Genomic DNA, 25548 nt, shown 5'->3' on the forward strand with positions numbered 1-25548 from the left:
TATAAAAAAAGCGCCAGTAAATAACCAGCGCTTTTATTCTTAGTCTCCGTTCACGGAGGCGATTTTCTCAATCTGGCGATGTTCAGAATTCAGGTATTCATCCGACTGCATTTCCAGCAAACGGGAACGGGTCCGTTCAATTTCAAAGGCCAGTTTTTCACCTTGATAAATATCCACGATATTATCTTCTGAGGTTAAGAGTAACTTGACGCCACGGTCATAAAATTCATCGACCAGATAAATAAAACGGCGCGTTCCATCATTCAGGAAATCGGTCAGATGCGGTACATTACTCACCAAAACCGTATTATAAATATTGGCGATTTCAATAAAATCAGCCGGACTGCGTGGCTTTAAACACAGTTCAGAAAATTCACACCACAATACATCTTCAGTATGTGACACGGTTTCAACAATACGGTTGTTGATAATAATTGGCTCTTCAGAACAGGTCTGAGTCTGGGTCAAAGCGCTAAAACGTTGAGCAATCCAGTTTTTATGATCATGTGTTAACGGGAATTTAAACAGTTGTGCCTGTTTCAAAACCCGTAGACGGTAATCGACTCCGGCATCGACATTTAAGACCACACAGTTTTTCTTGACCAGTTCGATGGTAGGCATAAAACGGTCACGGTGAATGCCGTTCTTATATAAACCGTCCGGTGCGATATTCGAAGTAGCGACCAAGGTGATACCACGTTCAAACAGCTTCTGGAACAGATCGCTCAGGATCATTGCATCCGTCACGTTAGACACAAAAAATTCATCAAAACAGATGATGACCGCTTCTTTATAAATTCGATCCGCCACGATATCTAGCGGATTACGCTGTCCGGATAATTTGTTTAACTCACGATGCACATGCTGCATAAAATGGTGAAAATGCATCCGGGTTTTACGGCGAAACGGAATCGAATCGTAAAACTGATCCATTAACCAAGTTTTTCCACGCCCCACACCACCCCACATGTACACCCCTTTCGGAGATGTCTGACGGCGAAAGCGGCGAAATGCTTTTTTCGATGCCTTAAAACGCTGAATCAATTCCAGCCAGACACGATTCAGTTCATGTACTGCCATTGCCTGTGCTTCATCAGGCATAAACTGTCCCGAAGAGATCGCTTGTGCATAACGTTCTGCAGGAGAAATCGGACTAAAAGCGGTGCTGTGCTGTGAATTAAAATCGGACATAGAATTTCGTACTATTTGGGATCAATTTAATTATAGCGGAGTTTAATCAACACGCTATAACACTTTGGCATAAACTAACTTAGGCTATTTTATATATTGCCGAGGACTTTGCCCAAACCAGCGTTTAAAGGCATGGTTAAAAGCGGCCGGCTCGGAATAGCCTAATAATTCTGCAATCATTTCAATCGAATACTGTTTATATTCAATCAGTCGCAAAGCCTTATCTTTAATAATTTCTTCGCGAATCTGCTTATAACTGGTATCACACTGCTGTAACTGATGCCGCAAGGTTCGTTCCGGAATATTCAACGCCTGTGCCGTTTCAGCCATGCTCGGCATCAGGCCGCTTTGGATTTCCAGATAATCCTGCACACGCTGCACCACAGTCGGCGTCTGCTCATCCTGTTGCAAACGCTCCAGTTCAGCCAGACATTTGGCTTCATAGACAGCAAAAGTGACCGCATCTGCAGAAGGAATTTTAATATCCAGCACTGCTTCATCAAACCAGAATGCTGCCCGAGATGCATCAAACTGTACCTGTGTTCCATAATAATCATGATAGACCTTTAAGGTATTCAGATCTTCTGGATAGGCAAATGGCAACTCGATCCGCAAATCAGGTTTGGATAAGCCCATCAATTTGTAAATTTCCCGGATAAACTTAAACGTTCCGGAAATCTCCGCCTGTGCCAGCAACATTCCCAAATGATCATCCTGCTGCTTTGCTCGATAACACAGCGCGCTATGATGCTCGCTTTGCTGCAAATCCAACTGACCGGTCAAATGGGTCAACTGCTGAAAACGGATCACCTGGTTCAGTGCATCGCGTACTGTAGGACTGGTCACCAGCAACATGAGTAAGGGACCATAACCTGCCAAAGCATAATGCTGACCAATCAATAATCCCTGTTCAGGTTGGATTTCCTGTCCCACCACCTTAAGCACATCATGTTCCAGACTCGGATGGATCACCGAACTTGGATCAAAGGCATCTACACGCAGCCCAATGTTTTGCAGTTTCTGATCGACTTCCATGCCAGCCTTGCGCATCCCTTGAATCAAATACATCAGACTGAGAACAGAACGTTTCATAACCATACAAATACAATGTGATTGCTCTAGTTGTACTATAAAAATAATGTGTCGGCTATTGCCGTTTAGATCAATTTTCTATCTAATCATCAAGGAGCGAATTACGATAAATATCCAACATTAAAATAAGTAAGAAAAGTACTGATGCTAGATCATGCTACCGCTATACGCCCTCACCCTCATACCAAAGTTGCCATTATTGGAGCAGGTTTCGGCGGTATCGCCATGGCAATACGTTTACAACAGCATGGTATTTATGATTTTGATTATTCTTTAAAAAGGTAACGATTTTGGCGGAACCTGGCGGGACAATCAGTACCCTGGAGCAGCCTGTGATGTGCAATCACATTTATATTCCTTGTCATTTGCACCGAAAAGCAATTGGTCCAAACGTTATGCGGAAGCACCCGAGATATTTTCTTATATTCAGGATCTGGTGACCGATTATAACCTGCGTGCTTTTTGCCGTTTAAATACCGAGGTACTGGCAGCACATTACCAGGCAGAGCGCTGTCTGTGGCAATTGCAGCTACAGGATCAAAGTATCCTTTAAGCCCAGTTTGTGATCTTCGCTTCCGGACCTTTACATATTCCGCAGATTCCATATATTCCAGGTATTGAGAAATTTCAGGGCAAAGTTTTTCATTCTGCGCAATGGGATCATACTTATGATCTGACTGGCAAAAATGTTGCATCCATTGGGACAGGTGGCAGTGCCATTCAATATATTCCGGAAATTGCCCCGCAATGCAAACAACTGTATGTCATGCAACGTACTGCGGCTTGGGTCATTCCTCGGGATGAACGTGCCTACCCGAATCTTGAAAAGAAACTCTTTAAAAAATATGACTGGTTTAGAAAGCTACACCGTGCCCGCCTGTATTGGTCAAATGAATCGCGTGTCGTACCGATTGTCAAACCGGGCATTATGAAATTCACCCAAAAACTGGCAGAACTACTCATTAAATATGAGGTTAAAAATCCTGAATTGGCCAGAAAATTGACTCCCGATTACATCATGGGCTGCAAACGTATTCTGGTTTCGAATAAATACTTCCCGACTTTTAACCGCCACAATGTAGAACTGGTGACCGAGAAGATTCAGGAACTGACTGAACACAGTATCATTACACAAGATGGAAAAGAACGGCCGATTGACTGCCTGATTTATGGCACCGGATTCATTACCGATCCACGTATCTATATGAAGAATTTTCAATGTACCGGGCTCGATGGTGCAGAGCTGAATGAAGTCTAGAAACAAGGCGCTGAAAGCTATTATGGAATTTGCATGAAAGACTTTCCAAACCTGTTTCAGTTACTGGGCCCAAATACCTTATTGGCGCACAACTCTGTGATTTTTATGATTGAGGCACAAGTCGAATATATTTTGCAATTGATGCAACTGGTCGATCAATTCCAAAGCGATGCCATCATGGTCAAAGACCAGGCACAAGATACATTTAATCAGCAGGTGCAACACATGTTTGAAAAGACCGTGTGGCAATCTGGCTGTGTCAGCTGGTATCAGCAGGAAGGCAGCAAGAACTTTGCCTTATGGCCAACTTATACCTGGAAATACTGGCTCAAAACAAAAAAGCCAAATGTCGCGGATTATCGATTATTGAATAAAGTCACCTAAAAGCTTTTTACCATCTGGCATCAAGCGGTGGCATAATTTATAGGTAATTTTTTCAATCCATTAAACTTATGCAATCGCTTTGGCTCATCTTCCAGCTTCTACTCTGTCTAGCACTCGGTTTTGCCATGGCAAAACGAATTCCGATTTCGATTATTAAAATCTGTTTCAAGCTATTGCCCTATTTTAGCTATGTTTTATTGATTGCAATTGCCTTTGAATTTTCACAACTGGTAGATGAATTACAGCATCCTCTCCAGATTTTGAGTACGTCAATTAGTATTGCCTTTCTAACCTCACTCGGCGCTTTTGCATTTTGTTACCTACTATTTAAATGGGCAGGTTTTCTTCCGAGTTCAGGCCGGGTATCTCTCGATCTGGTAGTTAAATCCTTGCTGAATATGAGCTATGCTTTTTTAGCTCTCGCAGGTGGATATTGTTTACATGCGGGCTTGAATCTGTTTGATCTATCCTTGCAAATCAGCACCTGGCATTTGTTGCTGGTATTTATGTTCATGATTGGCCTGGATCTGGCTTATTCACCTTTAGATCGTTCCTGGTTAAATTTTAAAATTCTCTTAGTTCCGATTGGTTGTATTTTTGGTTCATTATTTGCAGTCATGCTTTATTCATTCTGGAATACAGACATCAGTCTAAAAGATTTGATCATGCTGTCACAAGGCTATGGATTTTACTCAATGTCAGGTGTTGTCGTAACAGAACTCAGAAATGCAGAACTCGGCAGTATCGCCCTGATGAATGACCTGTTTAGAGAAATTTTTGCCATCTTACTGATGTATTGTATGGGTTGGAGATATCCAAGATCGGCCATTTCCGCAGCGGGTGCAACTGCGATGGATGTGACTCTGCCGATGGTTAAACAAGCCTGCGGGCATGATTTTATTCCACATGCCATGGTCAGTGGTTTTATTTTGTCACTGTTAGCACCAGTCATGGTGAGTATACTGGCAGCGATTTAATAACTTTATCACTTTCTCAATCTCACTAAATTCCTCTTTTATAAAGAGGGACTCTCCTCCCTGATTCAGTTTAAAAGCAGAATTTTAAAACGAAGCACAAGCAAGGGGCCGGCAGAGCTGACTAAAAACTTAAATCAATATCACTTAAGGCATCGCCTACTGTTTCAATAACATCTGAAGCAAGACTGATGGCATCAGATGCAAAACTGACCACATCGATCCCCGCTGTCCAATCTGCTGAGCTTGCCTTTTGTTGTTGCTGTTTTTGTTGCTTAAGCTGTTCCGCCTGTTGAATATTTTGAATTATGTCATTCTGTGCTTTTTCTAATTGTGGTTCAGATGAAGTCACCATTTTTCCTTTTTATTTTATAACCAATTTTTTCGATATATAAAAAAAGCCTTTCGACTGAAAGGCTTTTTGTCATTCAAACCATATTAAAGCGTTGCCAAAATATCTTTTAAGGTTTGGCGCATATTTTTAGACTGAGTAATCGGGCGACCAATTACCAGATGTGTTGAGCCATCTATCATTGCCTGTTTCGGTGTCACAATACGTTTCTGGTCATCTGCATTCGACCCTTCTGGACGAATGCCGGGTGTCACCAATGCAAAGTCTTTTCCAATCGTTTCACGCAACATTTTCGCTTCTTGAGCTGAGCAGACGACACCATGTAGACCACTATCTTTTGTTAGTTGTGCCAGACGTTTTACATGCTCATTTGGTTCAATATCCAGACCAATATCTTTCAAGTCTTCACGGCCCATTGACGTCAATACAGTTACTGCAATCAACTGAGTCTTATAATTACCTGCTTGCAAACGCTCTACACAGGTTTCCATCATCTTACGACCACCTGATGCATGCACATTCACCATCCACACACCCAAATCTGCTGCCGCGCATACAGCCTGTGCTGTTGTATTTGGAATATCATGAAATTTCAGATCCAGAAATACATCAAAGCCTTTATCTTGAAGTGCTTTGACAATGATTGGACCTTCATGGGTAAATAACTCTTTACCAACTTTTAGTCGACACAAGGCAGGATCTAACTGTTCTGCAATGGCTAAGGCATCAAATTGGCTTTTGGCATCTAGTGCGACGATGATACTCAAGAGATTACCCCTTCATATAGGCAAAAAATAAGCCCATTATAATGGGCTTTGATTTTCATTGGTAATATCTAATACAGTTTTTTCATGCCGGGTATGGGCTGCTGCTTCAGCGGCCATTAACTTGGCTGTATTCAACTGTTCCTTACGTAGATATTCAATGTCTTTACGCAGTCGTTTTATTTCCCAATTCGTCTGAAAAACCCGGAAGATCTGAACGCCCAATAACAGGCCCAAAACGACACCTAAAGATAACGTGAGGAGAAGTAATAATCCCAGGCGCATTGCGGGAACTTGAGTAAATAACAAGTCCACTGACAATTCGGTACCGTTTTGCAAAACCAAAGCTAATGAATAACCAAACAGTACCAATAAAAGAATGACCAGAACGTAACGCATGAACACCCCGCAAAATATTTACAATTATTTTTGTGCAGACTCGTTCACAGCGTCACGAAGTGCCTTGCCTGGTTTAAAGTGCGGAACTGCTTTTGCAGCCACTTCTACTGATTTACCAGTTTTAGGGTTACGACCTACGCGCGGTTCACGGTGATGCAATGCAAAACTACCAAATCCACGAATCTCGATACGATTGTCAGTTGATAATGCTTCTATCATTTGATCAATCATAATTTTAACTGCTTCTTCCACTAAAGGCTCAGCCAAATGCGGATTTTTTAACGCAATACGCTCTATTAAGTCAGACTTATTAAGTGCTTCAGTAGTCATCTGCGACCTCTTTAATTATCAAGCTACTTGGGATCTATTTCCCGATAATAACCTGTTTAAATACAAAACGGTAGCGCAATAATTAAATACTACGCTACCGTTTACAGTATTTGTATAAAAAGTATTAGTTAACTTACATTAACAATACAATTCAAACGCTTACTTAGTTGCCCATTTGAGCTTTGATCAGGTCACCAATCGTCTTAGGACCATTGTCTTGACCAGCAGCTGGAGCTGTTTTCAAGTTAGCAACTGCTTCTTTCTCTTCAGCTTCGTCTTTCGCCTTGATAGACAAGTTGATTGCGCGAGATTTACGATCTACGTTGATGATCTTCGCTTCAACTTCTTGACCAACTTCAAGGAACTTAGTTGCATCTTCAACGCGGTCGCGGTTGATTTCAGATGCTTTCAGAGTCGCTTCAACTTCGTCAGCTAACTTAACAGTAGCGCCTTTAGCGTCAACTGCAGTTACAGTACCTTTAACCAACGCACCGCGTTCGTTAGCAGCAAGGAAGTCATTGAACGGATCGTTGTTCATTTGCTTGATGCCAAGGCTGATACGGTTGCCTTCAGCGTCTACAGAAAGGATAACTGCTTCAACAGTGTCGCCTTTCTTGTAACGACGAATCGCTTCTTCGCCTTGTTCGTTCCAAGAAATATCAGACAAGTGAACTAGACCGTCGATACCGCCTGGCAAACCGATGAAGATACCGAAGTCAGTGATAGATTTGATCGTACCAGAAACTTTTTCGCCTTTGTCGTGATCTTTAGCAAACTCTTCCCATGGGTTAGCACGAGTTTGTTTGATACCAAGAGAAATACGACGACGTTCTTCATCAACTTCAAGAACCATAACATCAACTTCGTCACCAATCTGAACAACTTTAGATGGGTGGATGTTTTTGTTCGTGTGATCCATTTCTGAAACGTGTACTAAACCTTCAACGCCTTCAGCGATTTCAGCGAAACAACCGTAGTCAGTCAGGTTAGTTACGCGCGCTTTAACGATTGAACCTTTAGGGTAACGGTTCATGATCGCTAACCATGGATCTTCGCCAAGCTGTTTAAGACCTAGAGAAACACGGTTACGTTCGCGGTCGAATTTAAGTACTTTAACAGTAACTTCTTGACCCACTTCAACAACTTCTGAAGGGTGCTTGATACGTTTCCAAGCCATGTCAGTGATGTGAAGAAGACCATCAATACCGCCAAGGTCAACGAATGCGCCGTAGTCAGTAAGATTTTTGATCGTACCAGTAACTGTTTGACCTTCTTCAAGCTGAGCAAGAAGAGCTTCACGGTCAGCTGAAGATTCAGCTTCCATAACAGCACGACGTGAAACAACAACGTTGTTACGTTTAGCGTCAAGTTTGATTACTTTGAATTCTAACTCTTTGCCTTCTAGGTGAGTAGTATCACGAATAGGACGAGTATCAACTAAAGAACCTGGAAGGAACGCACGTACTGGACCGATGTCAACAGTGAAACCACCTTTAACTTTACCAGAGATAACACCAGTAACGATTTCGCCGTCTTCAAAGATTTTTTCAAGTTTAGTCCAAGTTTCTGCGCGTTTAGCTTTTTCGCGAGAAAGAACTGTTTGACCCATACCGTTGTCAAGTGCTTCAACAACTACGTCTACAGTGTCGCCAACTTGAACTTCAAGTTCGCGCTGTTCATTTAAGAACTCAGCACGGTCAACAACGCCTTCAGATTTAAGGCCAGTGTCAACAGTTACCCAATCAGAGTCAATGCTTACTACAACGCCCTGGATAACTGCACCCTTTTCAACGTTGAGGTTTAATTCGCTTGCTTCAAAGAGGGCTGCAAAAGATTCGGTCATGATATTTCCGATAAAGTCAGCGGTCTTGGATCAGACAAGGCCGGTTTAATTAAGCATCTACATAGTCCATATAAAACTGATCAAGCTATGCGTTTGCTGATAAAATTGGGTTAATTTGCTAACTGCTGATCCACATAAGTGGTCATCAGCTGGAATACTTCATCGATATTCAAATCTGAACTATCGATAATGTAAGCATCATCCGCAGGCTTGAGTGGAGCGACAGCGCGTTCCATATCTCGTTTATCGCGAGCGATGATATTAGCTAAAATGTCGCTTATTTTAACATCCAGCCCCATGCCCTGCAACTGCTTTACACGTCTTTGCGCGCGTGATTCAGCCGAGGCCGTCAAATATATTTTTGCCTGAGCATTCGGGAAGATACTTGTCGCCATATCACGTCCGTCTGCTACCAGACCAGGCGCCTGTGCAAAGGCATGCTGACGTGAAACCATCGCTGTTCTAAGCTCAGGAATTGCTGCAACTTTTGAAGCAAACTCTCCTACCCGTTCAGTTCGAATAGTTTGGGACACATCTTCACCATCCAGCCACACCTGCACCCCGGTGTCGGTACTGACAAACTGGATATCTAAATTTGTTGCGATTTGTACGCATTCTGGCAATTTCGTGTCTAGCGAATCCAGCAAATCATGGTGATGCAATGACAAACCCAAAAGGCGGTATAAAGCACCAGAATCCAATAAGTGAAACTGATAATGTGCAGCCAGTTTCGCTGCTAACGTGCCCTTGCCAGACCCACTTGGACCATCAATGGTAATAATTTGAACTGTCATTGCTTTCCCGTTGTTGTTTAAACAGATTTTGCGAGTTTTGTCAGGCCTAGTTTAATCGCTGCCTGTAACTGTGCAAGGATTAATTTACTCACAAAAGGCGCACGTGCCTGCAATTCAATCGTATAAGTTACTAACGTTTTGTCATCAGCCAGTGCTTCAAATTCAATAATGCCTAAATGATGCTTGATCAATGGATTTTTAATAATCTGATATTCGATGCGATTATTTGGCTCGAACAAGGTAATTTGTTCATTCAGCGGCTTCACTGGCCCCATACCCATTGCACGTACTGAACCGAGTCCATCAGGATATTCAGCATCCGCAGAATCCTTGATTCGTTCGACCTGCATCGGTGCGAAGGCAATATTATAGGTGGCATGCTTGGACATCAAATTGAAGACATCATCAAGGGCTGCTGGGAATTCTTTTTTTACTTGGATGCTGTTCATTATTGTTCCTGAAGATTGCAGATATTTGAAAGTGGGAAAATTTTAGCGGATAAAGTAAATTTACTTCTGCGTATTTAATAACTTTTCTTGTAACTTGAATTGTCGTTTCTGCTCGCGACGCAACTTAAAAAATGCACTGAGCTGTTCAGAGCATTGCTGCTGCATGCAGCCTGCCTCGAAAGAAAATACGTGATTATAATAACCGGTTTCAAACAGTTGACGCGCACTCACCAGTGAACCTGCTTTCGCTTCAAATGCGCCAAATACTACCCGTGAAACCCGTGAATGCACCAGCGCACCAACACACATGGTGCACGGCTCTAAAGTCACATAAAGCACTGCATCATCAGGTAAACGATAATTCTGGATGTTTTGACAGGCATCACGTAGTGCAACAATTTCAGCATGCGCAGTCGGATCATTCAACGAGATGGGCGCATTAAATCCCTGACCAATGATCTGATTCTGACTGACGATAATTGCCCCGACTGGGATTTCTCCCTGTGCAGCAGCAAGTGCAGCCTGCTCGTAAGCACGCTGCATCCAGTATTCATCTGTAAATTGTGTTTCGGACATTGAAGCTTAAATCACACCATAATGCTTGAGCAGCTCATTCCAGCTTTCAATAGTCGTAACTGGAGGATTCCCAGACAGGATCCCTTTCAAGCTCATATCTGCACCTTTTTTCCACTCAGGACTAAGGTCTTTATCAACCAGACGTGCACGCACACCTTCGACAAAATCATGATGACGGATTTTCCAGTCAGAAATTTGAACTTCCAGTTCGAAAACTTCATTCCAGGAATGCACCTGCTTACCCCATTGCCATAATAGCCAGGTCAAGGCTGCGGTGGTTGGTGAACCTTTTTTCAGGTTTTCACTGGCCTGACGCAACCAGTCACTGCGTGCATCACTCAGGCCAATTATCGACTCATAATCATGCTCAAAGTTGATGCCACGGCAAACACTATGAATCACGTCCAGAGAGTTTTGTAGCGGTCCCGGGCCTACCGGACGGTGCATACTGTTCAGGGTGTCATCAATGGCACGGAAGTCACCCGCAGGATAATGCTCCCAGTCGATATTAATGACTTTATCCAACACTGAATCACGCTGTGCATCACAAATATGCGTTGCCCAACCAATCCCATAAGCACCCGCAGCAGTCATGATCGAACCAGTCAAGCCTGTGAATAAACCAATCGCACCACGATCCGCCAGAAAGCGGGTTGCACCCACATCTGGATACAAACCGATATTGATTTCAGGCATGGCCAAACGTGAATATGGTGTCACTAAACGGAAAGGCGCTGCCATAAACAGGCCCAAGCCACCGCCCATCACATAACCTTCACCCCAGACTAAAACGGGTTTGGCATAATTATGCAATAACAGATCAAGTGCATATTCTTGTTCAAAGAACTTATTGGCAGCCGCGACTTCATCATTAATCACTAACTGACGCAGTTTACGTACATCCCCACCCGCACAGAACGCTTTCGGTGTGGTTGAATCCAGCCAGATTGCTTTTACGCTGTCATCATGATGAAAGTCCTGAAATACTTCCAAGAGTGCGGAAGCAATCGATTCATCCAGCGCATGCAAAGATTTCGGGCGATTTAAACGAACGATACGCCAGCCATTGTGCGCTTCTTCAACAATCAAATCCGGATGATAATGTTTAGTAAGGGGAGAATATTTCATGCGTCCAGCTGCCAATCTATAGGCTCAATGCCATGTTGTTTGAGGTAATTATTCGATTTTGAAAATACTTTACAACCAAAAAAACCACCACGGTTTGCGGCCAAAGGCGATGGATGTGCTGCCTTTAACACGAGATGCTTGTCTTGATTAATGCGCTGTCCTTTATGCTGTGCGTATGCGCCCCAAAGAATAAAGACAATATGTTCACGCTGTTCATTTAATACATCAATGACGTGATCGGTAAATTCTTCCCAACCGCGCTTTTGATGTGAAGTCGGCTGACCTGCTTCTACGGTCAGTACTGCATTTAACAGAAGCACACCCTGCTCTGCCCAATGCGTCAAGTCACCATGCTTCGGTCTTTCAACCCCAACATCAGCATGTAACTCATGAAAAATATTACGCAAAGATGGTGGTAATGCAACCCCCTTTTGCACGGAAAAGCTTAATCCATGCGCCTGATTTGGGCCATGATAAGGATCTTGCCCTAAAATCACCACTTTTACCCGATCTAGCGGTGTGGTATTCAAAGCATTAAAAATCAGATGATTGGGAGGATAAATGATTTTATCTGCTTTTTTTTCTTCAACGAGAAACGCTTTTAATTCATCCATTTTCGGACTGAGCAAAAATTCACTCAATCCATATTTCCAGCTTTCATCCAACTGAACTTTATTCAGCTTGGCCAGTTGCTGTTCATTTAAAGACATTCTTCAATCCTAAATCTATGTCAATGGATTTAAAGTCACGCAGACTTTAAATCTGTACCTGTAAATCTACTGTAGGGTTATGAAATGGTATGCCCTGTTTGAGCTTGGCGAACATGTCCGGATCTGTCCATTCAGCTTGCACCTGTTCAGAAAACTCAAGTTGCTCCAGACTAAGGATGCCCATTTGTTCATTTTGAATATCTTCTAAAAAGCTTTGTGCATAGCCGGTGTCGGTTTCATGCACAATCACAGAATAGACTTCGACATCGCCTTCACCATTTTGAGTCACGGTCGATGCCAGCACCTGCTGTGCCAGAAAGAAGAAAATACGTGAAAACTGTTCTGCTGATGGCGATACCGGCAAAGACACCCAGCGCGCACTGAAATTCTTGCAGGCCTGAATATATTCCGGATCGTCATTTTTCCAAAAGCAGATGGCATGATCGAAAGAATCAAAGAAATCCTTAATCACACCTTTAAGCAGACCAAAGTCATAGACCATTTGACCATGATCTAGCTTCGAGGCTTTTAGCAATAACTCGACTTTATAACTATGGCCATGTATCGAACGCTTACAGCGATCTGACGTGCAGTTACGCACAATATGAGCATTCTCAAACTTAAATAACTTACGAATTAACATATGCCGTAATGTCGTCAAAAAATAGGTGAATTAATTTTGATTATAAAGCAAAAGTAAAGCTTTGAGGATTAATTTTGCTGTTTAGCATGATAGGGAAAAGGCATCAGCCCGGCATTTGCGCTTATCCAGCCTGTACAATTCATGAGCTAAAATTAAAATGGCGCCATGCTGCGGTATGCCACATAAACCTGTTTGTCCTGACGAACCAGATCACTGTTGAATTGGCGCTTGCGTTCACTTAAGACCACTTCGATTCGGGCTTTAAAATAATTGGATTGCACCCCAAGCAAACTGTTAAACAGATTACGCTTGTCCGCATCAACCTGAGCGAAAGGCTCCAGTGACCACAGATCAGATACATTAGAAAAGTGCTCCAAGTTGGCCTGACGCTGATCCAGCAATTGCTGCACTGCATTCACATCCAGCTTTTCATCCATACTGGCCAAAAGAAAAGCTGAAGCCGTATTAATATTGACCGGACTCTCCTGCACCGGTGCAGTACTCAGATAAGGTGCTATCAGCCTATATTTATTCTCTTCAAAACCGCGTACCAGCTTTAATTCTTCTACGCTGTGAAATTTTGCATTCGGTGGCAAAGCAGCATTGGGCAAGCCTTGATAATAGTTAGATTCAGCGCCCATGCCCCCACTGACCAGCTCGTCTGCATCCTGCCAGTCAATGACTGCTTCACTCAGCTGTACCGGCAAACCGGTACGTTTTAAAATCAGCTCGAACCATGTTTTGGCATTTTCATTGACTGTGCCTTCGGCAGTGATCAGGCTATTTAAATTAAACTTGCCTGACTCATCCTGTATTATTCCAGAGACATAACCATCATCTACCGGAAAAGCCGGCATGGGCTGCGCCCAGGTTTCCTGCAGATGGTCGACCTCTACAGCATTTTCAGCATCATCGACCAGCAATTCAGAAAAAAAGGCCTCAGCACTCTTGGCATACATGAGAGACTGGTTTTGTCGCATCAAATAGGCAGTGCTTTCAGCAGTTGCAGCCTGACGCTGGGCAATCGTGGCCGCCAAAATAGTCGCTAGCGCTACCATCACCAGAATGGTAATCAGTGCAATGCCCTGCTGCTGCTTGATCATGATCGTTTTATTCATTTTCATTTCTTATTATTCTGAGCTGGGTTGACCGGTGTTCTGAGTATCAAGCAAAAAGTCCGTATTTAATAAACTAAACATCCATTCATAACTGACGCCATTCACGGTTAAATTGATTTTAACCCCTTTAGGCAACCTTTGCTTCTGCTCTAACTGATTCAGATCATTAGAAGCATCTGGCCATTGCGTGAGCTCATTCGGATTGAGTACGACGATCTGGAATTGTTCCACTTCCGACAATAAAACACTGGATTCGGGCTGATCTTGACCTGTCTGATTCAGGTTCCGGTATTTCAAGCGATAAAGTTTCTGCTCATCAGCTCGATACTGATATTCAATGCGCTCATCTGGGGAAATCCCCTCTTCCAAAGGGTCAGTCACTCCAGTTTTACTGAAATTAAAGCGTCCGTTCTGTAGCACTAGAGCCGGCTGAATATCGCCATTGATATTGGCCGTTAAGGGTACTGCCTGTACGGTATCTCGCAGAATCTGCTGATAGGTTTGCTGTAACTGACCTAAACGCTGTTCATGAATCACATTCTGATCTTTGGTTTTGACAATATAATCAAAAACTTTCCAGCCCAAAGCAGACAGCACCGCAAAGATCGCAATTGCGACCATTAATTCAACCAGGGTAAATCCTTTAGGCTTCATGGAGTATTGTTCATACGATGATTAAAGAACATCAGGCTGGTGATACCAGATTCCACCTGACCACTGTCCTGATTAACCAGACTCACCTGCAGCTCGATCCGTTGTACATTCGGACTGACCGTCGGTTCGCTGCGCTTATCAATCTGCCAGGTTTCACCTTGCTGGGTCAGCTGTTTGGAAGCCGTCCCTTCCATCCATTCCTGATTAATTTCCATTTGTGCCACTTCATTTAAGGCAACAAATTGGGCCTTGGTACGTAGAATGGCATTCGAGGTCGACTGGGTATATTGCATTGCGACTTTGGTCAAGGTCATGGCTGCGGTCGCAAAAATTGCCAGGGCCACCATGACTTCCAATAAGGTAAAACCTGAGGCACGATTAAGTCGAGTAACACTCGACCTGAGCGACATTGTCGCGCAAGAAAGTCCGATAGCAGCGCAAGACGAAGTCCTATGCTTGCAGCACACATGATCAAATCCATGAACACTCGCCTTAAACAACTTGATTACACCAGACCCAGCGCTCTGCTTGAAATATCTAGATTTCATTGATTTTACCCAGATGATCAATCTCAATCGCAGCACCCACTTCACGGTCTTCCAAAAAGAATTGAATCCGCACCGGTTTGACTTCACCATTGCCGAGCCAGATGAATTGAGGTGAATTCGCCTGAGTCAGGTCACGGTTTTGTGCTCTGGCGTAACGCTGCTGTTCCAGTGCCTGAATCTGAAAGGAAATATGATCAGGTAAATTACGCAATTTGAAATCTGCATAACTCTGCCATTTCTCATTTTGCAGGTTCTGTTCAGTCTGCGCTGCTGAACGATATTCTATAATTCCATAACGAAATGGCGTGACATCTGTTGCTGGCTGAACGTCAAGCGCGAGTATTCTAGACTGGTCATTGGCCTCGCGTAGCACCCGTTGCAAGTCTACTAATAAAATTTCCCGTGCCTGCATTGCTTTGCGCTGATCGACACCACTGGTATTGAGCAGCACTAGTGACGCCATAATCCCCATAATCACAATCACCACCATCAATTCGATTAAGGTAAAGCCACGAACTGCACTGTGAGGTGATCTGATCATAGGACAACCTTAGACAAACTGGTCGGCAGAATGCACCTGCTTGGGCAAAGCCAGCGCCTGATCGATATAGGCCACACGCAAGGTATCGCGTGAACCCAAGTAACGCTGATAGAAACTGGAATTGAGAATTGCGGCTGCACCATGGGTCAGCGACCAGATCGAAGCCAAATAATCGCGTACTGACATGCGGCTATTAATAGAAGCCAGATAAGTTTCTGTCATACGGATAATCAGGCGTAAACGCTGTTTGCGCACCTGATAAAGTTCGCTAAAAAGGTGCTGGATTCCAACCCCAGTCGTCGACAGGCGTTCTTCAATCTGATGAAACAGCACGGTTCGTTCCGGATGATGTAAATGATGCAGCATAAAGAAGGCCAGATGTTCAGGAAAGGCTTTATCGCTATCCTGAATCATTTCCAGCAACATGCGCTCATTTCGGATAATCAGCAACATGTACAGCTCATCTTTACTCTGAAAATGTTTATAAAGTGTCCCTTTGGCCAGATCAAGCTCGGCAGCCAGCGCATCTAGCGTCATTCCTGCTTCACCATTTTCCAACAGGAGCTGTTCTGCAACTTGAAAAATCAAGGTTTCTCTTGCTCGAAACTGAGCCTGACGATCCATCTTCACCCTATAAACTCTCTTTGTACTTTATATAACTTTATTTACTTTAAATTCAGAAGATTTTCAAAGTTCTGCTTTGTGATAAAAGCCATTTCTTCTAGCGACTTATCATATACATCGCAAAGCGCTTTGGCTACATAAGGAACGTATTTAGGCTCATTAGATTTGCCACGATACGGCATTGGCGCAAGATAAGGACTATCGGTTTCAATCAGCACACGATCCAGCGGAACCTGTTTGGCGACATCACGCAGATCCTGCGCATTTTTAAATGAAACAATTCCGGAAAATGACACATAATAGCCGCAATCCAGTACTGCTTTAGCGGTTTCCCAGTCCTCGGTAAAACAGTGCAGGATGCCATGCGTAGATTTTTCCGCGCGAATAATATCGACGGTATCATGCTTGGCGGAACGGGTATGAACGACTACAGGTTTTTTGGTGATTTGTGACGCATGGATATGCCGGGCGAAACAGGCTTTTTGCTCTGCAATAAAATCGGTACTGTGATAATAGTCCAGACCTGTTTCACCGAGTGCCCAGACTTTCTCCGGTTGCGCCAGTTCGACCAGATATTCAGTCGTGGCACGCGCCATGGTTGCAGCATCTTCGCAAGGATGTACGCCAACGGTATATCCGACATCTGCATGACGCGCGGCAATTTTGGCCAGCTCGATATGATCATCCAGATCGACCGAGATACTCATGAATTTGGAAACACCGGCTTCACGAGCCTGAGCCAATGCCTGATCCAGGTCACCATGATATGGTGTCAAATCAAGCAGGGTTAAATGACAATGAGTATCTACAAACACGATGCGTTCCTACCAAGGGTAAATTAACTACATAGTGTAACTTTTACGTCCTTCAGATTTAAGACCTGCAACCAGACGATCTGCTTCATTTTTAAAATAAACGCCTTTTTCACCGCTTAACTGGATGCCAAAGCCTTGTGGCTTGATGCCATTCTGCTTTTGCGAGACCCAGATGACTTTACCGGTTAAAGGAATTTTCTGGGTCTGGTCAGGCAAAGTCGTCAATACAAAAACCTCTTCGCCCAGTTTGACCGGCTGCTTGGAAGGAATAAAAAGCCCACCACCCACAACATAAGGCATATAGCTGGCAAACAGTGTTTCAATGTCAGGAATATTGGCCTGAATAATACCGCCCATACGTGGTTGCATGTGATTTCCCCTTAATTAAAGATTCATCAGCTTGATAAACAATTCATCAATAACCAGATTGCTTTGGACATTCTGTTCAAGGAATTGTTTAGCGCGCTGAAAATCTTCATAAATTTTAAAAAGTGCTTCTAATGAATATTGTTCGGCAAGTACATTGAATTCAAGGTCAATGTTTTTCACCGTCTGATTTAGCTTGACACAAATTAAATCGGACAACAAGTATTCAAACATTTGAGCAAAGTCACCAAAATTCAGGTTTTTATTCCATTTGGTCGCAATTGCCATCGGCATATTTTTTTGCATGACCAGTTTTTGCCAGTCTTGCAGGAATTCCTGACGTAGTGGCAGCCAGGCACTTTGTGCAACCTCTAGTGCCTGTAACGGCATCTGATTGGACAGGTTCATCAATAACTGTTGTTGGCTAGCACCTGCATCTGGGAGCTGATTCTGGACATAATCGCTAAATTGTTCTGCGGAAATCCGGTCCAAAGCAAAATGCTGCAAACGACTGCGTATAGTCGCGGGCAATTTTAAATAATGATTCGCCAGTAAAATAATGACCGTATTATCACCGGGTTCTTCCAGTGTTTTGAGTAAGGCATTGGCAGAGGCAATATTCAAGGCTTCTGCCGGCTCAATCACAATCACGCGCCAGCCATCTACAGTCTGTTGCACAAAAGGCAGCAGATCGCGAATCTTCTCGATCTTGATTTTGGCATTCTGTTTTTTATTGTCGTCATCGGTACTGATATGCACATAGTTGGGATGGGTGTCTGCCTTTAACCATTGACAGCTACTGCATTCACCACATGGCCCGGCAGGCTGATGATTCAGGCATAACACCCAAGCCAGAAACTGTTGGGTAAACGCTTCTTTACCACAGCCTTTTTTTCCATAAAACAATAAACCATGTCCAAGCTTGGGAAAGCGCCCGGTCAGGGTTTCCCAAACCTGTTGCTGCCATGGATAGATATGTGCATTGACATCAAAAGGCATGTATTTGACTCTTCTTAGGCAAAATGGGAAAGATCCATCTGATTCAGGCGATCCAGATCTTCCTGAGTATCTACCCCTGGCGGCAAATTGGCTTCAGCCACCGCAATGGCAATACGGTGTCCATTTTCCAGTACCCGTAACTGTTCTAGAGATTCCAGTTTCTCCAGCACACCCATTTCCCAGGTCACATATTCTTGCAACAGTTTTACCCGATAGGCATATAGACCTAAATGACGATAGGCCTGATCATGCAGCTTCGGTTCAGCGAGTTTCGCGCCATCACGGTCATAAGGAATGGTAGCACGGCTAAAATACAGTGCCTGCTGCTGTTTTGACATGACAACTTTTACAATGCTGTCGCGTTTGAATTCATCCAGTTGATGGATCGGCTCACATAGCGTCGACATGGAAGATTCAGGCTGATCTTCCAAGAGTTGAGCAACCTGTTTTACCAGTTGCGCCGGCAGTAAAGGTTCATCCCCCTGTACATTGACAATGATGTCATCACTGGCCCAGCCTTTAGTTCGAGCCACTTCACTCAAGCGGTCTGTGCCTGAAGGATGATCCGCTGAGGTAATCACCACATCAATGCCTTCAGCACGGCAAACGGCTGCAATACGCTCATCATCAGTTGCCACACACAGATCGTCAAAACCTTGCACTTTTTTGGCTTGGTCCACTACCCGCAGAATCATGGGACGACCATGAATGTCCAGCAAAGGTTTACCCGGTAAACGTGAACTGGCGAAACGTGCAGGAATAACAATGTGTTTCATAATGAATGAGCCTTAAGAAATTTGAATACCGTATTGTTGTAACTGTTGCTGCAAGACTGTATAGCAGGCTGGCGATAGGACTGCATCGACTGGCACCACCCAGATATCCTGTTTAAAATCTGGATATTGTTTAAGTAGCGCCATAATTTTTATTGCGTCTTTTTCAGTGGTAATAATCGGATTGTTATCATCGAACTGTAAATCTTCAATGTCATAGTCATGATGGTCTGGAAACTCATGACACTGAAATTGTTCTATGCCTAAATTTTGCAAGGTCTGATAAAACCGCTGTGGAAAGCCAATGCCGACTACCGCATAAAAAGCCGCTTGAGGATCAAAGATTTTATTGTTGTCCTGATTAAGCAAATAAGGCTGTGATGCAGCCAGATGCATATGCAGTTCAGAGCTTGGGTTAGCCGAATGCTCAATTACGGTTCCCGTTTTCAAACGGGTCACTGGTTCACGTAGATAACCTTCTGGAAGCAGTTTCTGATTACCCAGACCGCGATTATTATCCAGCACAATCCACTCAATCTGGCGATTCAAGGCCCAATGCTGCAGGCCATCATCACAGATAATCAGATCCAGTTCATGTTTGTGCAGCAATAACTCGATACTTTTCTGCCGGTTGGGACCAACTGCCATCGGCACGCCTGTTGCCTGTACAATCAAGGCAGGCTCATCTCCGACAATCTCCGGCAAGGTATTAAAGTCGACATAGGCAGGAAATGGACCTTGGCCGCCATAGCCTCGACTGATCACGCCTACCCGAACATTTTTCTCGGTTAAATAATCCACCAGATGAATCAACAAAGGTGTTTTACCGCTACCACCGACTGTGATGTTACCAATTACCATAACGGGAATTGGTGCACTATAACTTTTTTTAATGCCTTTTTGATAAAGCCAGTGATTGCTGACAAAACCCAGGCGATACAACCATGACAAAGGACGCAGCACCACCAGCCACTTTGCCTGTGCATTCCAAGCATCCTGAATGATTTGTGCCAGTGCCATAAGTTACTGTTCCTCAAAGTTACGCTGATGCAACTGATAATAAGCACCATGTAGCGCAATCAGTTCGGCATGACTGCCCTGCTCAACAATACGGCCCTGATCCATGACAACAATACGATCCGCGTTTTCAATCGTCGATAGACGATGTGCAATTACGATGGTGGTACGGTCCTGCATGGCTTTATCAAAGGCACGCTGAATAAAGTATTCCGACTCGTTATCCAGCGCACTGGTCGCTTCATCCAGAATCAGAATAGAGGCATTTTTCAAAATTGCTCGCGCGATGGCGATGCGCTGACGCTGGCCACCAGACAGGTTTAAACCCTGAGCACCCAGCTGAGTATTATAACCTTGCGGTAGTGCCATAATAAAATCATGCGCATAGGCTGCCTTTGCTGCCGCGATAATATCTTCATCGGAAGCACCTTCGAGCTGACCATAAGCAATATTTTCCCGCACGGTACGATTAAACAGTACTACTTGCTGGTTCACCATAGCAATCTGGGTTCGCAAGGCGGTAATTTCAAAATCTTCAATCGGTTTCTGATCCAGCAAGATCTGCCCAGAAGTTGCATCCTGATAACGCACCAGCAGATTCACCAGAGAACTTTTTCCTGCACCAGAACGTCCTACCAGCGCTACTGTTTCACCGGCCTTGACCTGCAAATTAAAGTCATGAATAGCATGATGGCCATCATCATAAATCAAGTTGACATCTTTAAACTCGATATCGCCTTTCAGGCTATCCGTTAAAGTCCCGGTATTTTTTTCTTCAGGCATATCCAGCAATTCAAATACCGAATGAGTCGCAGCCATACCACGTTGAATTTTTTCATTGATATCCGTCAAGGCTTTGATCGGTCTTGCCAGCATACCCGCCGCAGTAATATAAGCGACAAATTCACCCGCAGAGGTATCACCCAGAATTTGCGGACGCAAGGCAATAAACATCACAATACTCAGTGAAATCGACATGATCAGCTGAACCACAGGACTATTCAACTGTTGTACAGCGACCATTTTCAAGCCACGACGCAAGTTTTCCAGCGAGTTCTGTTTAAAGCGTTCCTGCTCATAACTTTGCCCTCCAAAACCCTTGACGATCAGGTTGGCATTCACCGTTTCCTGCACCACATGGTTTACATCACCCATGGTGTCTTGCACTTGCTGCGATAATTTACGCATCCGTCTTGCAGCTTTACTGATAATAAAGCCAATGACGGGTGCAAAAATCAGGATACACATGGTCAGACGCCAGTTGGTATACAACAGGTAGCCTAATAATGCCAGAGTGATCAAACCTTGTTGCAACAAGGTTCTTAAAGCTTCAGTTGAAGCAGCGGTTAGCTGTTCGACGTTATACATGATTTTGGCAGTAATATGCCCGCTGGTATTATCCAGATAATACTGGGACGGTAAACGCAGCAATTTTGCAAAAACTTCCTGACGGATGTTGAATACCAGATTCCGGGAAATTACCGCAGTAAAATATCCACCCATGAACAAACCCAGGCCCCGGAAGAACATGAGTATGACCACTAAAAACGGGAAAAGTGATGTGAAACTCTGGTCTTTATTTTGAATCGCCTCAATAATATATTCCAGTAATTTAGCGACAGAGACTTCCGTAGCAGCATTAATAGAAAAACCCAGCAGGACAAGCAATGCAATGCCCCAAAACGGTTTTAAATAACTTAAAAGGCGAAGATAGACCTTAAAATCGTGCTTCACTAATAACCTCGGGTGGGTACTTTGGTACTGATATTAATATTTACAAAGCCGAGCTGCCCGGCCACATCCATGACACGAATCACGTCCTGATGGCTGGCTTTTGCGTCAGCTGCAATGACAAACATTAAATCACGGCGTTCATTAGAAATCTGTTTAATTGCAGTATTTAAATCCGCGACTTCCTTACTGGCCAAGGATTGACCATTGACTGCGTAATGACCATTGGCATCCACAATCACTTCAACTTTCTGATCATAGCTTTTAGGCGGTACACCTTGCGCATCCGGCAAGGTCAGATTCATTCGGCTCATTTGGCTAAATGTCGTCGACAAAAGTAAAAAGACCAGAATAAACAGCAGACAATCAATCATCGGTGTCAGATTAATATGTACATCTTCCACCTGGTTGCGTTTGAATTTCATCATCCGCCTCCTAGCTGGCTTTTTGCATGTCTTGATCTATGTCTGCATGATTACGATAAAAAAGATCCGCATGAAACAAAGTCGCTTGCTGCTCAAGTTCAGCCACATATTCCTGAACAAGACGCTGAAAATAACGGTGAGCAAACAGTGCAGGAATTGCAATCAGCATACCGGCTGCCGTGGTAATTAAAGCCTTGGAAATACCGGGCATCATCAAGACCGGATCACTTCCAGTTCCCACATCGATCATCAGGAAAGACTCAATAATCCCAAGTACGGTCCCCAACAAACCGAGTAAAGGCGCAACTGCACTCAACGTGCCCAGAAAATTAATATTTTTTTCCAGATAACCGATTTCCTGTGACGCCACCACTTCCATCTGCGCGCGAGCATACTGCTCACCCTGCGGCTTACTAGTATAGCCCGCAGCCAATACCCGGCCCAAAGTGCTTTGCTTTAAGGCCGCACTTTGATTCATTTTTTGCATGACTTGTGCTGTATTTTGCGAAGGCCCCATCAACAGGATCGACGGAAGTACTACGTTCTTTTTCAGGCGGATCAGGCGCTCGATCGAAATCGCCAGCATAAAGATAGAACACAAGACCAGGGGCAGCATGAGCCAACCACCGGCTTTAACCAATTCCCACATCTAATTTATTCCCCAATAAAAAAAATATATAAATTATTCATCTTCTAAAATAGAAAGAATGCCATCAAGTTCTTCTAAAGAGTGATAGCTAATAACCAGTTTCCCTTTACCTTGCTTGTTATAGTCAATTTTAACATCTGCACTGAAACGCTCTGAAAGGCGCTGGGTCAATTGCTGAATATCTGGTGCTACCGCTTCTTTTACTTTTTCTTGTTTAGGTGTATTGAAATCACGGACTAACTGCTCGGTTTGACGCACAGACAGACTTTTTTCAATTACGATATCTGCAACTTTGAGCTGATCTTTAGCTTTTAAGGTTAAGATCGCACGTGCATGCCCCATATCCAGCAAACCTTGTTGCATAAAGTCTTTCACTTCTTCAGCCAAGCTGAGCAAACGAAGCAGGTTACTCACTGTCGTACGCGCTTTACCAACGGTATCTGCAATCTCCTGATGGCTTAAACCAAATTCTTCATGGAAACGCTGTAAGGCCAGCGCCTGATCAATCGGATTCAGATCTTGACGCTGAATGTTTTCAATCAGCGCCAGTGCAATGGCAACCTGATCATTCAGATCCCGTACAATCGCAGGAATTTCGGTTAAACCCGCTAACTGTGCCGCACGCCAGCGACGCTCACCTGCAATAATTTCATACGGATAGCGCTCATCGTCAACCGGTCGGATCACGATTGGCTGCATGATGCCATGCTTTTCAATCGATGCCGCCAGTTCTTGCAAATCCTGCTCGTTAATATAACGGCGTGGCTGGTATTCACCGCGCTTGAGCAAGTTTACATCGATCTGTTTTAGCTGACCATGATCAATGCCTTGGGCTTCCATCTGTAATTTTTCTTTTTGAATTGATCCCAGCAAGGCATCCAAGCCACGACCTTTGGCGAGTCCACGTTTCTTGACGGTCATGCTTTACTTCCTTTTTTCACTTTGCTTTTCTTTAATACTTCAGCTGCCAGATTTAAGTAAGCAACCGCACCCTTTGAACTTTTTTCAAAATAAATCACTGGCAAACCGTGCGCCGGCGCTTCAGCCAGACGGATATTTCGTGGAATCACGGTTTCATACAGTTTTTTACCAAAATATTGTTCTAATTCTTCAGATACGTCACGGGTCAATGCATTGCGTGCATCGTACATGGTGCGTAATACACCAACTATTTGCAGATCTGGATTCAATGCTTGCTGAATCCGATCGATGGTTTGGGTTAAATCCGCCAGACCTTCCAGTGCATAATATTCACACTGCATTGGAATCAGCACACCATCCACGGCTGCCAAAGCATTGACAGTAATCAGGCTAAGACTCGGTGCACAATCAACAATAATATAATCAAATGAGGATTCAATTTCCTGCAATGCATCCCGTAAAATGAACTCGCGCCCTTCCTGCTCTGCAATCGCCAACTCAACCCCAGCCAGATCACGGTTTGCCCCAAGAACCTTGTAGCCGACTTCCGCCTTAGAGATCGCCGTTTCAATCGGCACTTCACCCAGCAACACATCAGTAACCGAATAAAGTAGGTCATTCTTCTGAATGCCAGACCCCATGGTCGCATTGCCTTGCGAATCCATATCAACCAGCAAAACACGTTTTTTTAACACAGCTAAAGATGCCGCCAAATTTACTGCGGTTGTGGTTTTACCGACACCACCTTTTTGGTTTGCAATCGCAATAATTTGTGCCATGTTGTCCCCAATCCCTTTAAAAATCTTAAATACGTTTTAATAGAAGTAAATGACGCTGTTCGTCTAAGCGCGGAACTTTAAGTTCAATAATCTCACAACTAAATTCATTTTTTAAAGTAGCAACTTCATCTTCAGGAATTAAGCCTTTCATTGAGGCAATAATTGTTTGCTCATGCATATATGGCTTAGAAGCATCAACGAAGTCTGTTAATGATGCAAAGGCACGACTGGTAATTACATCAAATTGACCCAGTTCATTGATGCTGTCTTCGTTTTCTACACGCGTTTGCACGGCAATGACATTTTTAAGTTTCAGGTCAGCAATAAACTGCTTGAGGAAACGAATTTTTTTACCGTTTGAGTCCAGCAATACACATTCACGCTCAGGCTGACATAAAGCAATGATCATGCCCGGCATACCACCACCTGTGCCGATATCCAGCAATCTGCCCGCAGGCAAGTCCTTTAAAATACTTAAACTGTCGAGTAGATGCTTGACCAGCATTTCTTTAGGATCACGGATTGCAGTCAAATTGTATGCTTTGTTCCACAGCACCAAAGCATCCTGATACTTGAGTAATAAATTTAAAGCTTCATCAGATAGCTCTAAACCCAAAGCCTGGCTACCCTGCTTTAGTTCTTGAAAAAACATGTGCATAAACAATCTACGCTCGAAAAAGTTAGGTGGAAGTATACCGTTT

Annotated in this window: 30 protein-coding genes and 1 pseudogene; 2 read left to right on the forward strand and 29 right to left on the reverse strand. The window is 43.8% G+C overall.

Translation table 11 applies throughout. From position 1 onward, the window contains the following. Positions 1–39 precede the first annotated feature (39 nt). Both zapE and MTX11_RS05375 read right to left on the reverse strand, forming a co-directional pair. Positions 40–1191 (reverse strand): cell division protein ZapE, encoded by a 1152-nt coding sequence (zapE, locus tag MTX11_RS05370; protein WP_005247309.1) that lies wholly within the window; start codon positions 1189–1191, stop codon positions 40–42. Between the two features lie 84 nt (positions 1192–1275). Beyond that, positions 1276–2283, reverse strand: coding sequence for a helix-turn-helix domain-containing protein (locus MTX11_RS05375; protein WP_004278848.1), 1008 nt, complete (start codon positions 2281–2283; stop codon positions 1276–1278). A gap of 144 nt (positions 2284–2427) precedes the next feature. Here MTX11_RS05375 and MTX11_RS05380 point away from each other — a divergent pair. Together MTX11_RS05380 and MTX11_RS05385 are read left to right on the forward strand one after the other, a co-directional pair. After that, positions 2428–3925, forward strand: a pseudogene (locus MTX11_RS05380) (flavin-containing monooxygenase). A 68-nt stretch (positions 3926–3993) separates the two neighbouring features. Beyond that, positions 3994–4902: a LysO family transporter gene (locus tag MTX11_RS05385; protein ID WP_243474559.1), complete on the forward strand. Its 909-nt coding sequence runs from the start codon at positions 3994–3996 to the stop codon at positions 4900–4902. Positions 4903–5023: 121 nt separating this feature from the next. Here the strand turns inward: MTX11_RS05385 and MTX11_RS05390 are convergent, their stop codons facing one another. The 27 genes from MTX11_RS05390 to rsmG all read right to left on the reverse strand — a co-directional run bounded on the left by MTX11_RS05390 (position 5024) and on the right by rsmG (position 25505). Then, on the reverse strand, positions 5024–5254 hold the full coding sequence (locus MTX11_RS05390; RefSeq protein WP_228127915.1) for a hypothetical protein: 231 nt from the start codon (positions 5252–5254) through the stop codon (positions 5024–5026). A gap of 83 nt (positions 5255–5337) precedes the next feature. After that, positions 5338–6018 (reverse strand): orotidine-5'-phosphate decarboxylase, encoded by a 681-nt coding sequence (pyrF, locus tag MTX11_RS05395; RefSeq protein ID WP_243474560.1) that lies wholly within the window; start codon positions 6016–6018, stop codon positions 5338–5340. A gap of 36 nt (positions 6019–6054) precedes the next feature. Beyond that, positions 6055–6414, reverse strand: a complete 360-nt coding sequence (locus MTX11_RS05400) for a lipopolysaccharide assembly protein LapA domain-containing protein (protein ID WP_243474561.1) — start codon at positions 6412–6414, stop codon at positions 6055–6057. A 24-nt stretch (positions 6415–6438) separates the two neighbouring features. After that, on the reverse strand, positions 6439–6744 hold the full coding sequence (locus MTX11_RS05405) for an integration host factor subunit beta (RefSeq protein ID WP_004278853.1): 306 nt from the start codon (positions 6742–6744) through the stop codon (positions 6439–6441). A 163-nt stretch (positions 6745–6907) separates the two neighbouring features. Next, complete coding sequence (gene rpsA / locus MTX11_RS05410; RefSeq protein ID WP_005097313.1) at positions 6908–8587, reverse strand: 30S ribosomal protein S1; 1680 nt, start codon at positions 8585–8587, stop codon at positions 6908–6910. 110 nt (positions 8588–8697) lie between these two features. Further along, on the reverse strand, positions 8698–9381 hold the full coding sequence (cmk, locus tag MTX11_RS05415) for a (d)CMP kinase (protein ID WP_243474562.1): 684 nt from the start codon (positions 9379–9381) through the stop codon (positions 8698–8700). Positions 9382–9398: 17 nt separating this feature from the next. Next, complete coding sequence (locus MTX11_RS05420) at positions 9399–9830, reverse strand: SRPBCC family protein (protein WP_243474563.1); 432 nt, start codon at positions 9828–9830, stop codon at positions 9399–9401. Between the two features lie 60 nt (positions 9831–9890). After that, a complete protein-coding gene (gene tadA / locus MTX11_RS05425) occupies positions 9891–10406 on the reverse strand; it encodes a tRNA adenosine(34) deaminase TadA (RefSeq protein ID WP_044109534.1) in 516 nt (171 codons plus the stop codon). Positions 10407–10412: 6 nt separating this feature from the next. Next, a complete protein-coding gene (locus tag MTX11_RS05430; RefSeq protein WP_005263342.1) occupies positions 10413–11534 on the reverse strand; it encodes an enoyl-CoA hydratase/isomerase family protein in 1122 nt (373 codons plus the stop codon). After that, positions 11531–12244, reverse strand: coding sequence for a uracil-DNA glycosylase (ung, locus tag MTX11_RS05435; protein WP_243474564.1), 714 nt, complete (start codon positions 12242–12244; stop codon positions 11531–11533). Before ung ends, MTX11_RS05430 begins: the two co-directional genes overlap by 4 nt. A gap of 46 nt (positions 12245–12290) precedes the next feature. Continuing rightward, complete coding sequence (locus MTX11_RS05440) at positions 12291–12887, reverse strand: 6-pyruvoyl trahydropterin synthase family protein (RefSeq protein WP_243474565.1); 597 nt, start codon at positions 12885–12887, stop codon at positions 12291–12293. A gap of 152 nt (positions 12888–13039) precedes the next feature. After that, positions 13040–14011: a type II secretion system minor pseudopilin GspK gene (gene gspK / locus MTX11_RS05445; protein WP_243474566.1), complete on the reverse strand. Its 972-nt coding sequence runs from the start codon at positions 14009–14011 to the stop codon at positions 13040–13042. A 6-nt stretch (positions 14012–14017) separates the two neighbouring features. Then, positions 14018–14659 carry a type II secretion system minor pseudopilin GspJ gene (gspJ, locus tag MTX11_RS05450; RefSeq protein WP_243474567.1) on the reverse strand — a complete coding sequence of 214 codons (642 nt, stop codon included), beginning with the start codon at positions 14657–14659 and terminating at the stop codon, positions 14018–14020. After that, positions 14656–15207: a type II secretion system minor pseudopilin GspI gene (gene gspI / locus MTX11_RS05455; RefSeq protein WP_420909226.1), complete on the reverse strand. Its 552-nt coding sequence runs from the start codon at positions 15205–15207 to the stop codon at positions 14656–14658. The genes gspJ and gspI overlap by 4 nt, the downstream gene beginning before the upstream one ends. Beyond that, the gene (locus MTX11_RS05460; protein WP_243474568.1) at positions 15197–15748 is read right to left on the reverse strand and encodes a type II secretion system protein; all 552 of its coding nucleotides are present in this window, start codon (positions 15746–15748) and stop codon (positions 15197–15199) included. The genes gspI and MTX11_RS05460 overlap by 11 nt, the downstream gene beginning before the upstream one ends. Before the next feature lie 9 nt (positions 15749–15757). Beyond that, a complete protein-coding gene (locus MTX11_RS05465; RefSeq protein WP_004278873.1) occupies positions 15758–16372 on the reverse strand; it encodes a TetR/AcrR family transcriptional regulator in 615 nt (204 codons plus the stop codon). A gap of 41 nt (positions 16373–16413) precedes the next feature. Then, a complete protein-coding gene (locus tag MTX11_RS05470; RefSeq protein ID WP_005106566.1) occupies positions 16414–17187 on the reverse strand; it encodes a TatD family hydrolase in 774 nt (257 codons plus the stop codon). A gap of 27 nt (positions 17188–17214) precedes the next feature. Next, complete coding sequence (locus MTX11_RS05475) at positions 17215–17556, reverse strand: PilZ domain-containing protein (protein ID WP_004278877.1); 342 nt, start codon at positions 17554–17556, stop codon at positions 17215–17217. Between the two features lie 15 nt (positions 17557–17571). After that, entirely contained in the window at positions 17572–18552 is a 981-nt protein-coding gene (locus MTX11_RS05480; protein WP_243474569.1) for a DNA polymerase III subunit delta', read from the reverse strand. 14 nt (positions 18553–18566) lie between these two features. Next, complete coding sequence (gene kdsB / locus MTX11_RS05485) at positions 18567–19328, reverse strand: 3-deoxy-manno-octulosonate cytidylyltransferase (protein WP_138742527.1); 762 nt, start codon at positions 19326–19328, stop codon at positions 18567–18569. Between the two features lie 12 nt (positions 19329–19340). Continuing rightward, complete coding sequence (lpxK, locus tag MTX11_RS05490; RefSeq protein ID WP_004645471.1) at positions 19341–20345, reverse strand: tetraacyldisaccharide 4'-kinase; 1005 nt, start codon at positions 20343–20345, stop codon at positions 19341–19343. Positions 20346–20348: 3 nt separating this feature from the next. Continuing rightward, positions 20349–22076, reverse strand: a complete 1728-nt coding sequence (gene msbA / locus MTX11_RS05495) for a lipid A export permease/ATP-binding protein MsbA (RefSeq protein WP_243474570.1) — start codon at positions 22074–22076, stop codon at positions 20349–20351. Next, a complete protein-coding gene (locus tag MTX11_RS05500) occupies positions 22076–22498 on the reverse strand; it encodes an ExbD/TolR family protein (protein ID WP_004278885.1) in 423 nt (140 codons plus the stop codon). Before MTX11_RS05500 ends, msbA begins: the two co-directional genes overlap by 1 nt. A gap of 10 nt (positions 22499–22508) precedes the next feature. After that, complete coding sequence (locus tag MTX11_RS05505) at positions 22509–23147, reverse strand: MotA/TolQ/ExbB proton channel family protein (protein ID WP_004278886.1); 639 nt, start codon at positions 23145–23147, stop codon at positions 22509–22511. A 33-nt stretch (positions 23148–23180) separates the two neighbouring features. Continuing rightward, positions 23181–24068 carry a ParB/RepB/Spo0J family partition protein gene (locus MTX11_RS05510; protein ID WP_004645475.1) on the reverse strand — a complete coding sequence of 296 codons (888 nt, stop codon included), beginning with the start codon at positions 24066–24068 and terminating at the stop codon, positions 23181–23183. Beyond that, entirely contained in the window at positions 24065–24847 is a 783-nt protein-coding gene (locus MTX11_RS05515; protein ID WP_004278889.1) for a ParA family protein, read from the reverse strand. The genes MTX11_RS05510 and MTX11_RS05515 overlap by 4 nt, the downstream gene beginning before the upstream one ends. A 25-nt stretch (positions 24848–24872) precedes the next feature. Further along, complete coding sequence (rsmG, locus tag MTX11_RS05520) at positions 24873–25505, reverse strand: 16S rRNA (guanine(527)-N(7))-methyltransferase RsmG (RefSeq protein WP_004645477.1); 633 nt, start codon at positions 25503–25505, stop codon at positions 24873–24875. Positions 25506–25548 lie beyond the last annotated feature (43 nt).

It is taken from the genome of Acinetobacter lwoffii, from assembly GCF_022809915.1.
GTDB classification, from domain to species: domain Bacteria; phylum Pseudomonadota; class Gammaproteobacteria; order Pseudomonadales; family Moraxellaceae; genus Acinetobacter; species Acinetobacter lwoffii_M.